At 71.7% G+C, this 15,493-nt stretch carries 18 protein-coding genes; 8 read left to right on the top strand and 10 right to left on the bottom strand.

Annotation, left to right across the window (positions count from 1 at the left end):
• Window positions 1–5 precede the first annotated feature (5 nt).
• Together ORI94_RS12205 and ORI94_RS12200 are read right to left on the bottom strand one after the other, a co-directional pair.
• Window positions 6–263: a WhiB family transcriptional regulator gene (locus tag ORI94_RS12205; RefSeq protein WP_030219886.1), complete on the bottom strand. Its 258-nt coding sequence runs from the start codon at window positions 261–263 to the stop codon at window positions 6–8.
• 319 nt (window positions 264–582) lie between these two features.
• Window positions 583–1,551: a diacylglycerol/lipid kinase family protein gene (locus ORI94_RS12200; protein ID WP_042167323.1), complete on the bottom strand. Its 969-nt coding sequence runs from the start codon at window positions 1,549–1,551 to the stop codon at window positions 583–585.
• Window positions 1,552–1,746: 195 nt separating this feature from the next.
• On the opposite strand from ORI94_RS12200, the gene ORI94_RS12195 reads away from it, so the two are divergent.
• On the top strand, window positions 1,747–2,190 hold the full coding sequence (locus ORI94_RS12195) for a hypothetical protein (protein WP_266074544.1): 444 nt from the start codon (window positions 1,747–1,749) through the stop codon (window positions 2,188–2,190).
• A gap of 75 nt (window positions 2,191–2,265) precedes the next feature.
• Here the strand turns inward: ORI94_RS12195 and ORI94_RS12190 are convergent, their stop codons facing one another.
• From ORI94_RS12190 to ORI94_RS12175, 4 genes are all read right to left on the bottom strand, one after another.
• The gene (locus tag ORI94_RS12190) at window positions 2,266–3,417 is read right to left on the bottom strand and encodes an RNA polymerase sigma factor SigF (protein ID WP_266074543.1); all 1,152 of its coding nucleotides are present in this window, start codon (window positions 3,415–3,417) and stop codon (window positions 2,266–2,268) included.
• A 17-nt stretch (window positions 3,418–3,434) separates the two neighbouring features.
• Entirely contained in the window at window positions 3,435–3,848 is a 414-nt protein-coding gene (locus ORI94_RS12185; RefSeq protein WP_006136266.1) for an anti-sigma factor, read from the bottom strand.
• A 299-nt stretch (window positions 3,849–4,147) separates the two neighbouring features.
• Window positions 4,148–5,065, bottom strand: a complete 918-nt coding sequence (locus ORI94_RS12180) for a 1-aminocyclopropane-1-carboxylate deaminase/D-cysteine desulfhydrase (RefSeq protein ID WP_266074656.1) — start codon at window positions 5,063–5,065, stop codon at window positions 4,148–4,150.
• A gap of 382 nt (window positions 5,066–5,447) precedes the next feature.
• A complete protein-coding gene (locus ORI94_RS12175) occupies window positions 5,448–6,026 on the bottom strand; it encodes an N-acetylmuramoyl-L-alanine amidase (protein ID WP_266074655.1) in 579 nt (192 codons plus the stop codon).
• A gap of 306 nt (window positions 6,027–6,332) precedes the next feature.
• On the opposite strand from ORI94_RS12175, the gene ORI94_RS12170 reads away from it, so the two are divergent.
• The 4 genes from ORI94_RS12170 to ORI94_RS12155 all read left to right on the top strand — a co-directional run bounded on the left by ORI94_RS12170 (window position 6,333) and on the right by ORI94_RS12155 (window position 10,563).
• On the top strand, window positions 6,333–7,739 hold the full coding sequence (locus ORI94_RS12170; protein WP_266074542.1) for a family 2B encapsulin nanocompartment shell protein: 1,407 nt from the start codon (window positions 6,333–6,335) through the stop codon (window positions 7,737–7,739).
• Window positions 7,740–7,900: 161 nt separating this feature from the next.
• The gene (locus tag ORI94_RS12165; protein WP_266074541.1) at window positions 7,901–8,938 is read left to right on the top strand and encodes a family 2 encapsulin nanocompartment cargo protein polyprenyl transferase; all 1,038 of its coding nucleotides are present in this window, start codon (window positions 7,901–7,903) and stop codon (window positions 8,936–8,938) included.
• Between the two features lie 223 nt (window positions 8,939–9,161).
• Entirely contained in the window at window positions 9,162–9,770 is a 609-nt protein-coding gene (locus tag ORI94_RS12160; RefSeq protein ID WP_266074540.1) for a GNAT family N-acetyltransferase, read from the top strand.
• A 154-nt stretch (window positions 9,771–9,924) separates the two neighbouring features.
• Complete coding sequence (locus ORI94_RS12155) at window positions 9,925–10,563, top strand: hypothetical protein (RefSeq protein WP_266074539.1); 639 nt, start codon at window positions 9,925–9,927, stop codon at window positions 10,561–10,563.
• Window positions 10,564–10,579: 16 nt separating this feature from the next.
• On the opposite strand, the gene ORI94_RS12150 is transcribed toward ORI94_RS12155, so the two are convergent.
• Window positions 10,580–11,191, bottom strand: a complete 612-nt coding sequence (locus ORI94_RS12150; RefSeq protein ID WP_266074538.1) for a TetR/AcrR family transcriptional regulator — start codon at window positions 11,189–11,191, stop codon at window positions 10,580–10,582.
• 126 nt (window positions 11,192–11,317) lie between these two features.
• On the opposite strand from ORI94_RS12150, the gene ORI94_RS12145 reads away from it, so the two are divergent.
• Entirely contained in the window at window positions 11,318–11,902 is a 585-nt protein-coding gene (locus tag ORI94_RS12145) for a dihydrofolate reductase family protein (RefSeq protein ID WP_266074537.1), read from the top strand.
• Between the two features lie 279 nt (window positions 11,903–12,181).
• On the opposite strand, the gene sodN is transcribed toward ORI94_RS12145, so the two are convergent.
• The gene (sodN, locus tag ORI94_RS12140; protein WP_257847708.1) at window positions 12,182–12,577 is read right to left on the bottom strand and encodes a superoxide dismutase, Ni; all 396 of its coding nucleotides are present in this window, start codon (window positions 12,575–12,577) and stop codon (window positions 12,182–12,184) included.
• Between the two features lie 145 nt (window positions 12,578–12,722).
• Between sodN and sodX the strand changes: the two genes are divergently transcribed.
• Window positions 12,723–13,157 carry a nickel-type superoxide dismutase maturation protease gene (sodX, locus tag ORI94_RS12135; RefSeq protein ID WP_266074536.1) on the top strand — a complete coding sequence of 145 codons (435 nt, stop codon included), beginning with the start codon at window positions 12,723–12,725 and terminating at the stop codon, window positions 13,155–13,157.
• Here sodX and ORI94_RS12130 read toward each other — a convergent pair.
• Window positions 13,061–13,690 carry a CGNR zinc finger domain-containing protein gene (locus ORI94_RS12130; protein ID WP_042167347.1) on the bottom strand — a complete coding sequence of 210 codons (630 nt, stop codon included), beginning with the start codon at window positions 13,688–13,690 and terminating at the stop codon, window positions 13,061–13,063. The two genes, sodX and ORI94_RS12130, sit on opposite strands and share 97 nt — an antisense overlap.
• Before the next feature lie 99 nt (window positions 13,691–13,789).
• Between ORI94_RS12130 and ORI94_RS12125 the strand changes: the two genes are divergently transcribed.
• A complete protein-coding gene (locus ORI94_RS12125; protein WP_266074535.1) occupies window positions 13,790–14,578 on the top strand; it encodes a class I SAM-dependent methyltransferase in 789 nt (262 codons plus the stop codon).
• A gap of 121 nt (window positions 14,579–14,699) precedes the next feature.
• Here the strand turns inward: ORI94_RS12125 and ORI94_RS12120 are convergent, their stop codons facing one another.
• Window positions 14,700–15,452, bottom strand: a complete 753-nt coding sequence (locus ORI94_RS12120) for an amino acid ABC transporter ATP-binding protein (protein WP_266074654.1) — start codon at window positions 15,450–15,452, stop codon at window positions 14,700–14,702.
• Window positions 15,453–15,493: the final 41 nt, after the last annotated feature.

Here is a 15,493-nt window from a genome sequence, read left to right as displayed (position 1 = left end):
GGTTGTCAGGCGGAGGCCTGACGGGCCCGGTTGCGGGCGGCGCGGCGCTTCATCGCACGGCGCTCGTCCTCGCTGAGACCACCCCAGACGCCGGAGTCCTGACCGGACTCGAGTGCCCACTGAAGGCAGCTCTCGATCACCGGGCAGCGACGGCAGACGGCCTTGGCTTCCTCGATCTGCAGCAGCGCAGGACCGGTGTTGCCGATGGGGAAGAAGAGCTCGGGGTCTTCCTCGCGGCAAACGGCGTTGTGACGCCAGTCCATGGCTGCTACCTCTCCTTGGTATGAACTACATGTGGCTTGTGAATGTGAACGCTTTCACGAAACCCTCAACAAGGGAAGGGCCGAACGCCAGGTCTCCTGGCGTGGTCCTTGGGTTCGAAGAGGGGTTCCGGTGATCTGTGGAGGCCGGTGTTGCGGGCCGTCCCGATCGCCATGTAGAGACTCGCAAACCTCGGCGGCGGATACAACCCCTACCGGAAAGTTTTTTTTGATTCATCGGTGTCGACTAGGTCACAGCCGTACTTCCATGGGGTGGATCCTGGTCTAAACGTTCGAGTGAAAGGACTTTAGCGTTTTCCGCTCACACAATCACACGCAGTGCACGGCGAACGCCTGTGAACGTCACGCTGGTTCGCAGTCCGAGGTGGTCGCCGTCCATCTGGAGGGGCAGTGGCACCTTCGAATGCAAGGTGAACTGGGTCAGATCGTGCCCCGCGACCACATGCCTGCCCAGGGGTCCGCGCTCGGGGGACGAAGTGAGCAACTGGGTGCCATACCGGGCAACGGCGAGGGTGGACAGCCGTTTCAGACCGAAGATGTCGAGCCCGGTATCGAACGAGGCCTTAGGTGACGCGTAGATCGGGCGATTGCCGAGAAACGTCCACGGGGAAGCGTTCGAAACTATGGAGAGAACCAGATCGGTGACCGGTTCCTCACCCGGCTGCTCGAGCGTTATCACGCCGCTGTGGCGATGGGGCTCACCGATCAGCTGACGCACGACCTGACGCATGTACAGCGCGTGAGTGGACTTCCTGCCGCGCTCCCGGTGCTGCTCCACCCGGCCGACCACACCGGCGTCGAAACCCAGCCCCGCGTTGAAGGTGAACCAACGGGGCGGCACGCCCTCGTCCTCCGTCCCCGGTGTGCCCGACGTCAGGCCCAGGCCGACGGTGCGTTCACGGCCCTCGCGCAGCGCGTCCAGGAGGGCACCGGTGGCCTCCACGGGGTGGTTGGGCAGATCCAGGGCGCGGGCGAAGACGTTGGTGGAGCCGCCGGGGACCACGGCGAAGCCGGGCAGGTGCTCCGGGTCGGGGCCGGCGTGCAGCAGGCCGTTGACGACCTCGTTGACCGTGCCGTCACCGCCGAGGGCCACCACCAGGTCGATGTCGTCGCTCTCCGCCGCCTGCCGGCCCAGGTCGCGCGCGTGGCCGCGGTACTCGGTGGTGACCGCCTCCAGCTTCATCTCGCTGGCGAGGGCGTGGATCAGCACATCGCGCGTGCGCGCACTCGTGGTGGTTGCCGCCGGATTGACCACGAGAAGTGCACGCATGCGATGCAGGGTACCTACTGGGTGGTACCAAGGCCCAGGCCGAGGCGGGGGCGTGAGCGGGGCCAGGGGTGGGGCCAGGGGCGTGACCAGGGACGGAGCCGGGACGGAGCCGGGACGGGGGCAGGGTCGGTACGGGCGCGGGAGGGGGCGTGAACCTCCGCACGGGGCGCGCGGGGCGAGGGCTACCCTTCAGGGGTGAGCAGCGAGCAGACCCCCACCACCACCCCGGACGCCGCCGGGCCCCGCCCGCGCCGCCTGACGTACGCCGCGGGGCTCGCCGCCCTGGAAGGGCTGGCCCTGCTGGTCGGCGGGGTCTGGATGCTGGTCCTCGGGCTCACGGGCGAACCGGACGACCGGCAGCAGGCCGTCACCGGCGGAGTGACGATCGCGGTCCTCGCCCTGGTGCCGCTGCTCGCCGCGCGCGGGCTGCTCGGCCGCCGCGGCTGGAGCCGGGGCCCGGCCGTCATCACCCAGCTCCTGGCCCTGCCGGTGGCCTACAACCTGCTGCAGTCCGACAGCGTGGCCATCCCGGCGGGGATCGTGCTCGCGGTGGTCGCCGTCACGGCCCTGGTGCTGCTGCTGAACCCCGAGACGACCCGGGCCCTCGGCATCCGGGGCCCCGGGAACGCCGGGAAGTAACGTCGCGCGTTCCACGGCCCCGGGCCGCGGTTCACCGCCCGGGCGCGTTTCCCGGTCCGGGCCGCCTCCCGGGCCTCACTCCTCCACGAGCAGCTTCTCCCGCAGCTGGGCCAGCGTGCGGGCCAGCAGCCGGGAGACGTGCATCTGCGAGATGCCGACCTCCTGGGCGATCTGCGACTGGGTCATGTTGCCGAAGAAGCGCAGCAGCAGAATCCGCTTCTCGCGCGGAGGCAGGTCCTCGAGCAGTGGCTTCAGCGACTCGCGGTACTCCACGCCCTCCAGCGCCTCGTCCTCCGCGCCCAGGGTGTCCGCGACCGCCGGGGACTCGTCGTCGGTGTCGGGAACGTCCAGGGAGAGCGTGGAGTACGCGTTGGCGGACTCCAGACCCTCCAGGACCTCCTCCTCCGAGATCGCCAGCTTCTCGGCGAGCTCGTGGACGGTGGGGGAGCGGCCGTGCTGCTGGGAGAGCTCGGCCGTGGCCGTCGTCAGCGCCAGCCGCAGCTCCTGCAGCCTGCGCGGCACGCGTACCGCCCAGCCCTTGTCCCGGAAGTGCCGCTTGATCTCGCCGACCACCGTCGGGGTCGCGTACGTCGAGAACTCCACGCCACGGTCCGGGTCGAAGCGGTCGACCGACTTGATCAGGCCGATGGTGGCGACCTGCGTCAGGTCGTCCAGCGGTTCCCCGCGGTTGCGGAAACGGCGCGCGAGGTGCTCGACCAGCGGCAGGTGCATGCGGACCAGCCGGTTGCGCAGTTCCGCGTACTCCGGACTGCCGTCCGGCAGCGTGCGCAGCTCGAGGAACAAGGCACGCGCCCCGCTGCGGTCCTGCGGGTCACGCTGTGCGCCGGAGCCGTGCGCCCCGGGGGTGTCCGGTGCCCGCCGGGCGCCCTCCGCGCCCCGAGTCCGCGGCACCTCGCTCTCGGCGTGTCGCTCGTGCTCGTTCATCGTCCCGCCCGTCGCCCTTCCCCGAGCGCTCGCCTCGTCCCCCGTCGCCGGCTTCGCATGCACGCCGTCTTCCTCGCGGCCGGGGGAGACGGCGGGCCGACCGGCCTGAGGCATGCTCCGCGCGGCGGCGTCGTGCTGCTGCCCGCCGTCCGGAGCGCCGGCCACCGCGGAGTCGTCCTCCGGATGCGGCCGTGCCTGTTCCGGGATGGCGTCGATGCCGTCGATGCCGCCCTGCACCCGCTCGGCCGGCAGTTCGCGTGTGCCGCGTTCTTCGTCCCGCACCGGCCCGTCCTCGCTCCTCACGCCGGCCCGGGTCCCGCGCCGCGCTGTTTGTAGAGGCTGATCGAAACGGTTCTGTCCTCGTCCACGGCGGAGGAGACCTTGCCCGCGAGAGCGGACAGCACGGTCCACGCGAAGGTGTCGCGCGAAGGCGCGTGACCGTCCGTGGTGGGCGCCGAGACGGTGACCTCGAGCGAGTCGTCGACGAGGCGGAAGACACAACTGAGCACCGAACCCGGCACGGCCTGCTGAAGCAGGATCGCGCAGGCCTCGTCGACCGCGATGCGCAGGTCCTCGATCTCGTCGAGGGTGAAGTCCAAACGGGCCGCGAGGCCGGCCGTGGCCGTACGCAGCACCGACAGGTAGGCACCCGCGGCCGGCAGCCGGACTTCCACGAAGTCCTGGGTCGCGGGCTCGCCTGCGATCTGGGACACCCTCACCTCCAAGGTGGTACAAGCGTTCAGGATCGGGGTCGCCCCCGGACAACGCGATATGTGGTTCAGCGGTGACGCTACCGCGCTACGGATGGTCCTGTCCCAGGGACCCCGACCCCATGCCGTTACTCATAGTAAACCTACGGATACGCTCCGTGGCTAGGGGTCTGCGGGTCCGAATGGGAAGAGCGCGCGCCGCATTGACGTACCCAGGCGTCAGACGGTCGAACCGTCCGGTACCGGAGTCCTCTCGGGTCGCGCCGGAAGGCACCGGGGCGCCCTTGTCCACGCGCCCCTGCTCACGGGAAGGGGCGCCCGGTGAGCACGGCCGCGACAGTGCTTCCGCGCGGGAACGCGTTCTCCTCCACCAGGGCGACAAGGGCGTAAAGCAACTTGGCGACATAGACGCGTTCGACGGGTACGCCGTGGCGGTGCTCGAAGTCCGCGGCGAACGCGTGGAGTTCCGGGGTCGTACGGGCGTAGCCGCCGAAGTGGAAGCGGTCGTCCAGGCTCCAGACGCCGCGCGGACCACCGAACGCCTCGGCCTGCAGCCCCCGTATTCCGGAGGTCAGGAAGCCGCCCTTGAGGACCGGAACGCCCAGGGCGCGCTCGCCGGAGCCGAGTCCGGCGGCCAGTCCGGCGAGCGTCCCGCCGGTGCCGCACGCCACCGCGACCACGTCCGCCCACCCCGCCAGTTCCTCTCCGAGCGCACGACAGCCGCGCACGGCGGCGGCGTTGCTGCCGCCCTCGGGGACGACGTACGCGTCCTCGGCGTCCGCGTCACGCAGCACGGCGGCGAGCGTCTCCGGCGTGGTTTTGCGGCGGTAGGCCGCCCGGTCGACGAAGTGCAGCCGCATGCCGTCGGCCGCGCACCGGGCCAGCGAGGCGTTGAGGGGGCGGCCGGCGAGTTCCTGGCCGCGCACCACGCCGACCGTGGGAAGCCCGAGCAGGCGTCCGGCGGCGGCGGTGGCCCGCAGGTGGTTGGAGTAGGCGCCGCCGAAGGTGAGCACCGTTCGTCCGCTCGCCGCCGACAGATTCGGCGCGAGTTTGCGCCATTTGTTTCCGATCAGCTCCGGGTGGATCAGATCGTCCCGCTTCAGCAGCAGCCGGACGCCGCGCCGCTCGAACCGCTCGTCCACGACGTCCTGCACCGGCGAGGGCAGCCGGGGGCGCAGACCCGCGAGACCTCCGGGGCCGGGGGGAGCCGCGAAGGTCACGGAGGTCGGGGCGGTGGAGGCCACGGCGGCGGAGGCGGCGGGCTCGGGGCGGGGGTGGGCACCTGGCGTCGGGCCGGAGTGCGGGTCGGGGGTCTCCGGGCTGGTCACCGGACCATTGTCGCCCGGCCGGGGAGACCGGGCGCCGGGCAGGTCGGGCACCGGGCGGGCGGAGTGAGCATGGCTGGATTCCGCCGTCGCCGACCGGGCCTCGACCGAACGCGTGGCCGACGTGCACCGTCAGCCCGGACTGCTGCTCGGGGCCGGCGCCGGTGCGGTGCCCGCGCCGTCGGCGCCGGACAGGAGGGCCGGGCGGCAGCTTCCGGCGGATTGCCGCCCGGCCCGGTCCCGGCCCTCTTCCTCGCGCCGCGTGTGCCCGCGTGCGTCACTTGAGCCGGTCGCGGATCCGCTCCCGCATCGATGCCATCGTGAACCCGCGCGGGTCCACCTTTCCGGGCTGCCACTCCAGATGCCCGATCACCGACCGCTCGTTCCAGCCGTGGCGGCGGCAGACCGCGGCGGCGGCCCTCTCGACGGCCTCCAGCTGCGCCGCGGGCCAGGGGTCCTTCCCGTCGCCCAGGTTCTCGCACTCGAAGCCGTAGAAGTACCGGTTGCCGTCGGTGTTCCGTTCGTTGTCCGCGGGCAGCCGCCTCTCCGCGATCACCGCGCGCAGGACGTCGTCGTCACCCAGGCCGGCGTGGTTGGCGCGGCCGTAGCCGACGAGGTGGACCCTGCCGTCCTTGGTGATGACGCCGTGGCACAGCGGTCCCGGCAGGCCCGAGTAGCCCTTGCGGCACAGCTCCACGGTCCGGGCGCTGCCCCGGGTGACCGTGTGATGGATCATCACGCCGTGCACCGGCCCCCACGGGCCCTTGTGGTTGCGGTTGTGGTTGCGCCAGTCGCCGACCTCGACGACCGTGAGGCCCTCCGCCTTCAGAGAGCCCAGGAACGCGCTCGCGGACATGGGTGGGGCCATGGCCGCCCCCCTTCTCGCAGCGCGACGGCCGCCGGTCGCAACCGCCTCGTACCGGTGGTTGTACCTAAACGGAGCAAGCGCAACCGGTTGTTCGGACCTTGTACGAGCCGATCCGGACATGGGCCGGCCACGGGGCCTCCGCTGAGCGGAACCCCCATGGATGCCCACACAGGTGAAGATCCATTCCCGCTCATTCGGGTAATACCGCGGACACGTTCCGTAAGGAAGGGTGTGCCGCGGAGACCGACGCCCGGCACGGATGGGCGCCGGTCACAACTGGGAGGGCAATTCCTTATGTCGGTAGGCGAAGAGGTCCGCACCGAGCAGACCCGGCAGCAGCAGAGTCTCGGCACGGCCGCGGCGCGGAACCTGGCCACCACCACCAAGTCCGTACCGCAGATGCAGGAGATCAGCTCGCGCTGGCTGCTGCGCATGCTGCCCTGGGTGGACGTGCAGGGCGGTACGTACCGGGTGAACCGGCGGCTGACGTACGCCGTCGGCGACGGACGCGTGACGTTCGTGAAGACCGGCGACCGCGTCGAGGTCATCCCGACCGAGCTGGGCGAGCTGCCGGCCCTGCGGTCGTACGAGGACGAGGAGGTGCTCTCGGAGCTGGCCTCCCGCTGCCGGCAGCGGGAGATCGAGGCAGGCCAGGTGATCGCCTCGTTCGGCAGCCCGGCCGACGAGGTGTTCCTGCTGGCGCACGGCAGGGTCGAGAAGGTCGGCACCGGCCCCTACGGCGGCGACGAGTCCCTCGGAGTCCTCGCCGACGGCGCCTACTTCGGCGACCAGGCGCTGCTGGACGACGACGCCATCTGGGAGTACACCACCCGCACCCTGACCGCCTGCACCGTGCTCGTGCTGCCGCGTGAGGCCGTCCGGCAGGTCGCGGAACGGGCCGGGACACTGGGCGAACACCTCCGAGAGCAGCGCTCGGCCCCCAGCAGGCGCACCAACAAGTACGGCGAGCAGGAGATCGACCTCGCGGCCGACCACAGCGGCGAACCCGACATCCCGCACACCTTCGTCGACTACGAGGCCAAGCCACGCGAGTACGAACTGAGCGTCGCCCAGACCGTGCTGCGCATCCACTCCCGCGTGGCCGACCTCTACAACCAGCCCATGAACCAGACGGAGCAGCAGATCCGGCTGACCGTCGAGGCGTTGAAGGAGCGCCAGGAGCACGAACTCGTCAACAACCGCGGTTTCGGCCTGCTGCACAACTGCGAGTACGACCAGCGGATCCAGCCGCACCACGGCGTACCCACCCCCGACGACCTGGACGAACTGCTCAGCAGGCGGCGCGGCACCAAGCTGCTCCTCGCCCATCCGCGCGCGATCTCGGCCATCGGCCGCGAGCTCAACAAGCGCGGGCTGGTGCCGGAGACCATCGACATGGCCGGCAACCGCATTCCCACCTGGCGCGGCGTCCCCATCTTCCCGTGCAACAAGATCCCGGTGACCGAGGAACGCACGACCTCCATCATCGCCCTGCGTACCGGTGAGGAGGACCAGGGCGTCATCGGCCTGCGGGCCTCCGGCATCCCCGACGAGATCGAGCCGAGCCTGTCGGTGCGGTTCATGGGCATCAACGAACAGGCCATCGTCAAGTATCTCGTCACGGCCTACTACTCGGCCGCGGTCCTGGTGCCGGACGCGCTCGGCGTCCTGGAGAACGTCGAGATCGGCCGCTGGCGGTGACCTTCCGGGACCTCTCGGCCCACCCGCCGTGTCCTCGCCCACCCGGACGGGTACACCCTGGGGGCGCACGCGCGACACCGGCGGAAGCGCCCTCTGCGCTCCTCCTCCGGGACGGGTCCGGAGACGAGTCCACGACCGAACCCGAGACGGAGACCGAAGAGGTGCGCCCTCCCGTCGAGGGCCACGAGGCGGCGATTCTGCTCGAGCGGGCGCGGGCCGAGGTCGATCCGGTGCTGCGGGCCGCCGTCGGCTCGCTGCCCGGCCCGCTGCGCCGGATCGCCCGCTACCACTTCGGATGGGAGCGCGCGGACGGCACCCCGGCCGCCGGCGGTTCGGGCAAGGCGATCCGCCCCGCGCTGGTGCTCGCCGCGGCCTCCGCCCTCGGCGGCCCCCCGGCCCGGGCGGCGGCCGTCCGGGCGGCCGCCGCGGTGGAACTGGTCCACAACTTCACGTTGCTGCACGACGACGTGATGGACCGGGACACCACCCGGCGCCACCGGCCCACCGCATGGACCGTGTTCGGCGACGCCGACGCGATCCTCGCCGGGGACGCCCTGCACGCCCTCGCCCTGCGGCTGCTCGCGGAGGATCCGCACCCGTCGGCCCCGGCCGCGGTGGCCCGGCTCGCGGACTGCGTCGTGGAACTGTGCGCGGGGCAACAGGTGGACACGGCCATGGAAGGACGCGCTCCCGGCGAGGTCACCCTTGACGAGACGCTGTCCATGGCCGAGGCGAAAACGGGCGCGCTGCTCGGCTGCGCCTGTGCGCTCGGTGCGCTGTACACGGATGCCGGGGCGGCGGATGTGGCGGCACTGGACGCGTTCGGCCGTGAGGCGGGGCTGGCCTTCCAGCTGATCGACGACGTGATCGGCATATGGGGAGACCCGCGGCGTACCGGCAAGCCGGCCGGTGCGGATCTGGCCGCCCGCAAGAAGTCCCTGCCCGTGGTCGCCGCGCTCACCTCCGGCACCCCGGCGGCCTTCGAACTCGCCGCGCTGTACGCGGCCCCGCACGCCGAGGAGGACCTGGAGCGCATCGCCCTGACCGTGGAACGGGCGGGCGGCCGCGACTGGGCGCAGGCCCAGGCTGCCGACCGCATGGCCCGGGTGATGCAGGAACTGGCCCGCGCGGTGCCGGACCCGGAGGCGGCGGGCGGACTGCTGGCCCTCGCCGAGTTCGTGACACGGCGCACCACATAGGCAGGACCGCTCAGGAGCGGCTCGGGACACCGGGGCACCGGTGCCGTGCGGGACCCACCCGTACGGCGGCCGTGGTTTTGGCCCGGCGGGCCCCGCACTTCCCCAAGGTGTGCGGGGCCCGCCGTCCCCGCCGCGCTCCTGTCCTTGCCCTCCCGTCGGGCATCGCCGTCCCGATAGGGTCAACCCCCGTACGAGAGGCGAGGGTTGAGACGAGGGGGCGGACATGGGTGTGGCGATCCGGACGGCTGGGGGCGGGGACCGGGAGCTGCTGGTCCGGCTCCTGGACGAGGCGTTCCAGGACGACCCGGTGAGTGGCTGGGTCTTCCCGGGCGTCGAGTACCGCCGTACGACGCACCACAGGCTGATGGGAGCCTTCACCGACATCGTGCTTGCCGAGGGACGCGTCGATGTCACGGAGGACGGCTCGGCGTGCGCGCTGTGGATGTCGATGCCGGCCGACCGCCACGGCGACGGGGACCCGGCGGACGACGAGGGTCCCGCACGGGTACGCCGGGCCGTCGACCCGGAGAACGAGCGGGTGGAGATGATCGGCCGCCTGACGGCGGGCGTCCATCCCACCGGGCGGGCCCACGAGTACCTGTGGATGATCGGCGTGACGCCCGGCCGGCAGGGCGAGGGGATCGGCACCGCGCTCGTCGGTTCGGTCCTCGACCGCTGCGACCGCGAGGGGCGGCCGGCCTATCTGGAGGCGAGCAGCGTCCGCAGCCGCCTGCTGTACGAACGTCTCGGCTTCGCCCCGGTCGGCGAGCCCCTGCCGCTCCCGGGCGGCCCCCGCCTGTGGCCGATGTGGCGCGAACCCCGCACCCCGTGACCGGTCTGCGCCCCGCGCACGTCCGGCCGGGCCCGACCGAACCCGGTCGGGCCGGTTCTCCGTCCCGGCAGGGACGTTCGGCCCTGGCTGCCGGCCCGCGTCCCCGCTTCACTGGCCTCGCAAGGGCCGGTCGGTGAGGACTGTCAGGGGCGGCATGAGCACAGCGGCGCGTGACCACAGGTCGGCAGGTGGCCCGGGAGCGGACGGCGAGGCGGGGGGCAGGGAGATCGCGGCGGTCGGGCATGCCGATCTGACCGCGGACACGCTCGCGCTGGTGGAGGCCGCGTTCCGGGAGCGGCTGGGGCAACCGGGCCGGCTGGAGGGGTTCGTCGAGCGGGGGCGGCCGGTCATGGTGCGCTGCGGGGCGGGAGCGCCGCTGGCGTTCGGCCGGGCGGCGCGAGCGTCGGGCCGCCGCCTGGTTGTGGCCGTCCCCACGCGCAACGGTGTCCCCGCCCCGCCGCCCCGGCACGACCGGGTGGCCGCCGGTGAACTGCTGAACCTCGCCGAGCAGGCGCGGCTCCTGCCGTACGACCCGAATCACCGGGACTCCTGTGTCGGCGCGGACGAGCGGATGATCGCCACCAGCGGCCTGCTCCTGGCGGTCTGGGACGGGACACCGTCCAACGGCAGGGACGCCACCGCCCACTTGGTGGCGTACGCCCGCGCCCGGGGCGTCCCCGTGGAGATCGTGTGGCCCGCGGGCGCCGAACGCAGGACCGGAGCGGCCCCGCCCGCCGTGCCCTCCTGGCCGCTCGCCGGGGAGCCCGCGCTCCGGGACGGGACCCGACGATGACGACGCCCGCCGCCCGCTACTCCTGAGCCCGTTCCTCCGCCTCCTCCGGCACGATCGTCGCCACGATCCGCTCCACGAGCCCGTCCGGCACGTTCACCCCGGGCACTACGCCGTCCAGGACGCCCGGCAGCGTCAGGTGCTCCAGGATCAGTCCGAGCATGGCCAGGTACAGGACCGCCACGGTCTCGTCGCCGCCCGGAAGCCCGGCGGCCCGCTGGAACTCCATGCCCTCCACGAGGTCGCCACGGACCGAGGCGGTGTAGGAGGCGAGCAGTCCGGGGCGCCGGGTGGCCTCCAGCCGCATCTCCAGCAGGGCCAGCCAGCCCGTGCGGTCACCGGTCGCGCGCGCCATCAGGTCGTGCATGAACGCGGCGACGAGCGAGCGGTCCCGCGGCCGGGTCAGCAGTTCGGCGACGACCGCCGGGTCGGGTGCGAGCCGTATGTGCAGCCGGGAGTCGATCTGGCGCAGCAGGTCGTCCCGGCCGCCGAAGTAGTTGGAGGCGGTGCCCACCGGCACCCCGGCCTGCGCGTCCACCGCGCGGAACGTCAGCCCCCGGGCCCCTTCGCGGGCGAGCACCTCGACCCCGGCGTCGACCAGGGCCGTGCGGCGTTCAGGGTTGGCGGCCATGCGGAATCCCCTTTCCCACGTGTCTCGATCTCCGGTCCGCGTCCGTGGAGCCCTTGCAACCACTACAAGTGAAGTACTACAAATGGAGTGGTTCATGGACGAGGCAGCCTACGGAAAGAGACCGCGTTGCGAAAGCTCACCTACTTCATCGCCTGCTCCATCGACGGCTTCATCGGGGATCCGGAGGGCGACGCGTCGGCGATGATGCGCCTCGTCGACGAGGAGCTCTTCGCCTTCATCAAGGCGGAGTACCCGGAGACCCTCCCCACCCACGGCCGCCGCCCGCTCGGCATCGACGACCTGCCGAACCGGCGGTTCGACACGGTCGTCCAGGGCCGCGCAAGCTATGACATCGCCCTGAAGGAGGGCGTCACCAGCCCGTACGCCCACCTGCGCGAGTACGTCGCCTCGCGCACGCTGAAGGAATCACCCGACCCGAACGTCGAGATCATCGGCGACGACCTGGTGGGCCGGGTCCGGGAGCTGAAGGCCGAGGACGGCGAGCTCGGCATCTACCTGTGCGGGGGCTCCGCGCTCGCCGGTGAACTGCTCGGTGAGATCGACGAGCTGGTCATCAAGACGTACCCGATCGTGCAGGGCGCCGGCATGCCGATGTTCGGCGCGGGCTTCTCGGTGGCGGAGTTCGCCCTCGAGTCGGTGCGCACGTTCGGGAACGGGGTGCTGGTGCGCACGTACAGCAGGGAGCGCTGAACCGGCGCCGGGCCGGTGCGGGGCTTTCCCCGAGAGGGAGCGAAGTCGCCACGACCGGTCCGCCGGGCACCAGGCACACCGGCAGGATCCGTACGCGTGTCACGGCGGCGCGGACTGCCGGCGGGCGGGCGGCCGTGCGGGCGGCTCCCGCCCCTGCCCGCCGCCTCCGAAGGCGCCCGCACCCGGCCGTCGGGGCGCCGGGTGGCGGCCTGCGGGCCGGGTGCGGACAGGGATACCGGGCGACCAGGGAAATCGCAGGTCGAACGGCGTGATCGAGGATCAGGCCTTCTTGGTCTCCCAGAAGATCTTGTCGATCTGGGCGATGTGGTCCAGCGCCTTCTGGCCGGTGGCCGGGTCGGTCGAACCCTTGGCGGCCGACAGGGCCTTGAGGGTGTCGTTGACCAGCTGGTGCAGCTCCGGGTACTTCTCGAAGTGCGGGGGCTTGAAGTAGTCGCTCCACAGGACGGAGACGTGGTGCTTCGCCAGTTCGGCGCGCTGCTCCTTGATGACCGTGGCGCGGGCCTGGAAGTGGGCGTCGTCGTTGCCGGCCATCTTCTCCTGGACGGCCTTCACCGACTCCGCCTCGATGCGGGCCTGGGCCGGGTCGTACACGCCGCAGGGCAGGTCGCAGTGGGCGCTGACCTTGACCTTGGGGGCAAACAGGCGGGAAAGCATGGAGCAATCCTTCCTCGTGATCGTCTTCTCACAGGGGACATTACTCCGTGGAGGAGTGGTTTTCTCGGGTGCCCCCGGGGGCTTAGGACAAAAGTCCGGGTTCAGACTGGGACTGGTGGAGGAAGAACCGGGGAGGTGCCGGGTGATGCCGGAGCTGTCGCAGGACGCCGGGCGGGCGGGAGCGCCGCTGCCCTTCGGGGTGGCCGAGGTGACGGGGCCGTCCATGGTGCCCACGCTGCACCACGGGGACCGGCTCCTGGTGCACTACGGAGCCCCGGTCAGGCCGGGGTGCGTAGTCGTGCTGCGGCACCCGTTCCAGCAGGATCTGCTCGTGGTCAAGCGGGCCGCCGAGCGGCGCGAGGGCGGCTGGTGGGTCCTGGGGGACAACCGGTACGCCGGCGGTGACAGCACCGACTACGGGGTGGTGCCCGACGAACTGGTGCTCGGCCGGGTCCGCCTGCGCTACCGGCCGCGCAGGCCGGCTCAGCGCTCGCCGCTGGCCGTGCTGGGCTGGGCGCTGTCGGCGGCCCGGCCGGTGTTCTCCGTCCGCTCGGCCTCCAGGCGCTTGCGGGCGCGGTAGGCGGCCACGTTGGCGCGGGTGGCGCAGCGGTCCGAGCAGTAGCGCCGGGAGCGGTTGGTCGAGGTGTCGAGATAGGCGTTGCGGCAGGGCGGCGCCTCGCACAGGCCGAGGCGGTCCACGCCGTACTCGGTGAGGTGGAAGGCCAGACCCATCGCGGCGATGGCGGCGTAGCCGGCGGTCGGGTTGGACGGGTGGTCCGCCAGGTGCATGTGCCACAGCGGGCGGCCGTCGTCGTCACGGTGGTCGTGCCCGGAGATCTGCGGGCTCACCGGGAACTCCAGCAGCAGCGAGTTCAGCAGGTCGACGCCGAGGGTCTCGTCGCCCGCGTCCGCCGCCTCGAAGACCGCGCGCAGCCTGGCCCGGACGGAACGGAACCGGGTCACGTCCGCCTCGGTCGCGCGCCGCGCCGCGGACTGGTTGGCACCGAACAAATCACGGACGGCGTCCACCGAGGTCAGGGTGTCCGTGCCGCGGGCAGGCTCCTCGGTGTTGACGAGACGCAGGGCGTAGTCCGAGTAATAGGCCAGTTCCACTTGTAGTCCTTACGCGGGAGGTCTATGGTCGTGCCTGCGGTCAAGTAACAGGTGATTGCGCTTAAAGGGTATTACGTTTCACGGATGAGGGAGGGCTGCATGACGGACGTGAACACCAGTGCGACGACCGCCGGGGCCGTGGCGACAGCCGACTGGCAGGCCTGGCAGGAGAGCTGGGACCGCCAGCAGGAGTGGTACATGCCCGACCGCGAGGAGCGGTTCCGGATCATGCTCGACATGGTGGAGGCCCTCGCCGGCACCTCCCCGCGCGTCCTGGACCTCGCCTGCGGCACGGGGACCATCACCGCCCGGCTGTTCGCCCGGTTCCCGGAGGCCACCAGCACCGGCGTCGACCTGGACCCGGCGCTGCTCACCATCGCCGGGGGCACCTTCGCGGACGACGAGCGGGTCACCTTCGTCACGGCCGACCTCAAGGACCCCGACTGGCCCGCCCGGCTTCCCCACGACTCCTACGACGCCGTACTGACCGCGACCGCCCTCCACTGGCTGCACGGCGAACCCCTCGCGGACCTCTACGGACAGGTCGCGGAGCTGGTCCGCGACGGCGGTGTCTTCATGAACGCGGACCACATGATCGACGAGACGACCCCCCGGATCAACGCGGCCGAGCGCGCCCAGCGCCACGCGCGCATGGATCGGGCCAGGCGCAGCGGCGCCCTCGACTGGGCCGCATGGTGGAAGGCCGCGGCCGAGGACCCCGCCCTGGCCGAGCCCACCGCCCGCCGCTTCGAGATCTACGGCGAGCACGCCGACGGCGACACGCCGTCCGCCGCGTGGCACGCGCGCGTGCTGCGCGAGAAGGGTTTCGCCGAGGCCCGCCCGGTGTGGTGCTCGCCCTCGGACACCCTGCTGCTCGCGGTGAAGTAGGGCTCGCCGCACGAGGCGCACGAGGCGCACGAGGCGCACGAGGCGCACGAGGCGCACGGCGGAGGGGCGGTACGGAGACCATCCGTACCGCCCCTCCGTCCTTGCGTGTCCCCGTGGGCCGTCAGAGCACCTTGGACAGGAACGACTTCGTCCGCTCGTGCTGCGGGTCGGTCAGCACGTCCCGCGGGCGGCCGGACTCGACCACCACACCGCCGTCCATGAAGACCAGGCTGTCACCCACCTCGCGGGCGAAGCCCATCTCGTGGGTGACGACGACCATCGTCATGCCCGACTCGGCCAGGTCACGCATGACGTCGAGGACGTCACCGACCAGCTCCGGGTCGAGGGCCGAGGTCGGCTCGTCGAACAGCATCAGCTTCGGGTCCATGGCGAGCGCTCGCGCGATCGCCACCCGCTGCTGCTGGCCGCCGGAGAGCTGCGAGGGGTAGCCGTCGGCCTTGTCGGCCAGGCCCACGCGCTCCAGCAGCTGCCCCGCGCGCTCCCTGGCCTGCGCCCTGCTCACTCCCTTGACCTGCACCGGCGCCTCCATGACGTTCTCCAGCGCCGTCATGTGCGGGAACAGGTTGAAGCGCTGGAAGACCATGCCGATGTCCCGGCGCTTCAGCGCGACCTCGCTGTCCTTGAGCTCGTACAGCTTGTCGCCCTTCTGGCGGTAGCCGACCAGCTCGCCGTCGACGTACAGTCGCCCGGCGTTGATCTTCTCGAGGTGGTTGATACACCTCAGGAAGGTGGACTTGCCGGAGCCGGAAGGGCCGATGAGGCAGAACACCTCACCCGTCCTGACCTCGAGGTCGATGCCCTTGAGGACCTCCACGAGACCGAAGGACTTGTGAACGCCCTCCGCCTTGACCATGGGAACGGAGGGGCTCTTCACCGGTGTGTCCGTCGCGCTCG

Source organism: Streptomyces sp. NEAU-W12, assembly GCF_026242095.1.
Lineage (GTDB): Bacteria > Actinomycetota > Actinomycetes > Streptomycetales > Streptomycetaceae > Streptomyces.
The sequence above is the reverse complement of the archived record's forward strand: the minus strand, read 5'-3'. Positions and strand labels throughout refer to the sequence as shown.

What these genes read in the sequence shown, in the direction of transcription:
- ORI94_RS12205 (WP_030219886.1), bottom strand. Translation starts at nt 263, where the DNA reads ATGGACTGGCGTCACAACGCCGTTTGCCGCGAGGAAGACCCCGAGCTC.
- ORI94_RS12200 (WP_042167323.1), bottom strand. Translation starts at nt 1,551, where the DNA reads ATGCGTGCACTTCTCGTGGTCAATCCGGCGGCAACCACCACGAGTGCG.
- ORI94_RS12175 (WP_266074655.1), bottom strand. Translation starts at nt 6,026, where the DNA reads ATGTCCGCGAGCGCGTTCCTGGGCTCTCTGAAGGCGGAGGGCCTCACG.
- ORI94_RS12170 (WP_266074542.1), top strand. Translation starts at nt 6,333, where the DNA reads ATGTCGGTAGGCGAAGAGGTCCGCACCGAGCAGACCCGGCAGCAGCAG.
- ORI94_RS12160 (WP_266074540.1), top strand. Translation starts at nt 9,162, where the DNA reads ATGGGTGTGGCGATCCGGACGGCTGGGGGCGGGGACCGGGAGCTGCTG.
- ORI94_RS12155 (WP_266074539.1), top strand. Translation starts at nt 9,925, where the DNA reads ATGAGCACAGCGGCGCGTGACCACAGGTCGGCAGGTGGCCCGGGAGCG.
- ORI94_RS12150 (WP_266074538.1), bottom strand. Translation starts at nt 11,191, where the DNA reads ATGGCCGCCAACCCTGAACGCCGCACGGCCCTGGTCGACGCCGGGGTC.
- sodN (WP_257847708.1), bottom strand. Translation starts at nt 12,577, where the DNA reads ATGCTTTCCCGCCTGTTTGCCCCCAAGGTCAAGGTCAGCGCCCACTGC.
- sodX (WP_266074536.1), top strand. Translation starts at nt 12,723, where the DNA reads ATGCCGGAGCTGTCGCAGGACGCCGGGCGGGCGGGAGCGCCGCTGCCC.
- ORI94_RS12125 (WP_266074535.1), top strand. Translation starts at nt 13,790, where the DNA reads ATGACGGACGTGAACACCAGTGCGACGACCGCCGGGGCCGTGGCGACA.
- ORI94_RS12120 (WP_266074654.1), bottom strand. Translation starts at nt 15,452, where the DNA reads ATGGTCAAGGCGGAGGGCGTTCACAAGTCCTTCGGTCTCGTGGAGGTC.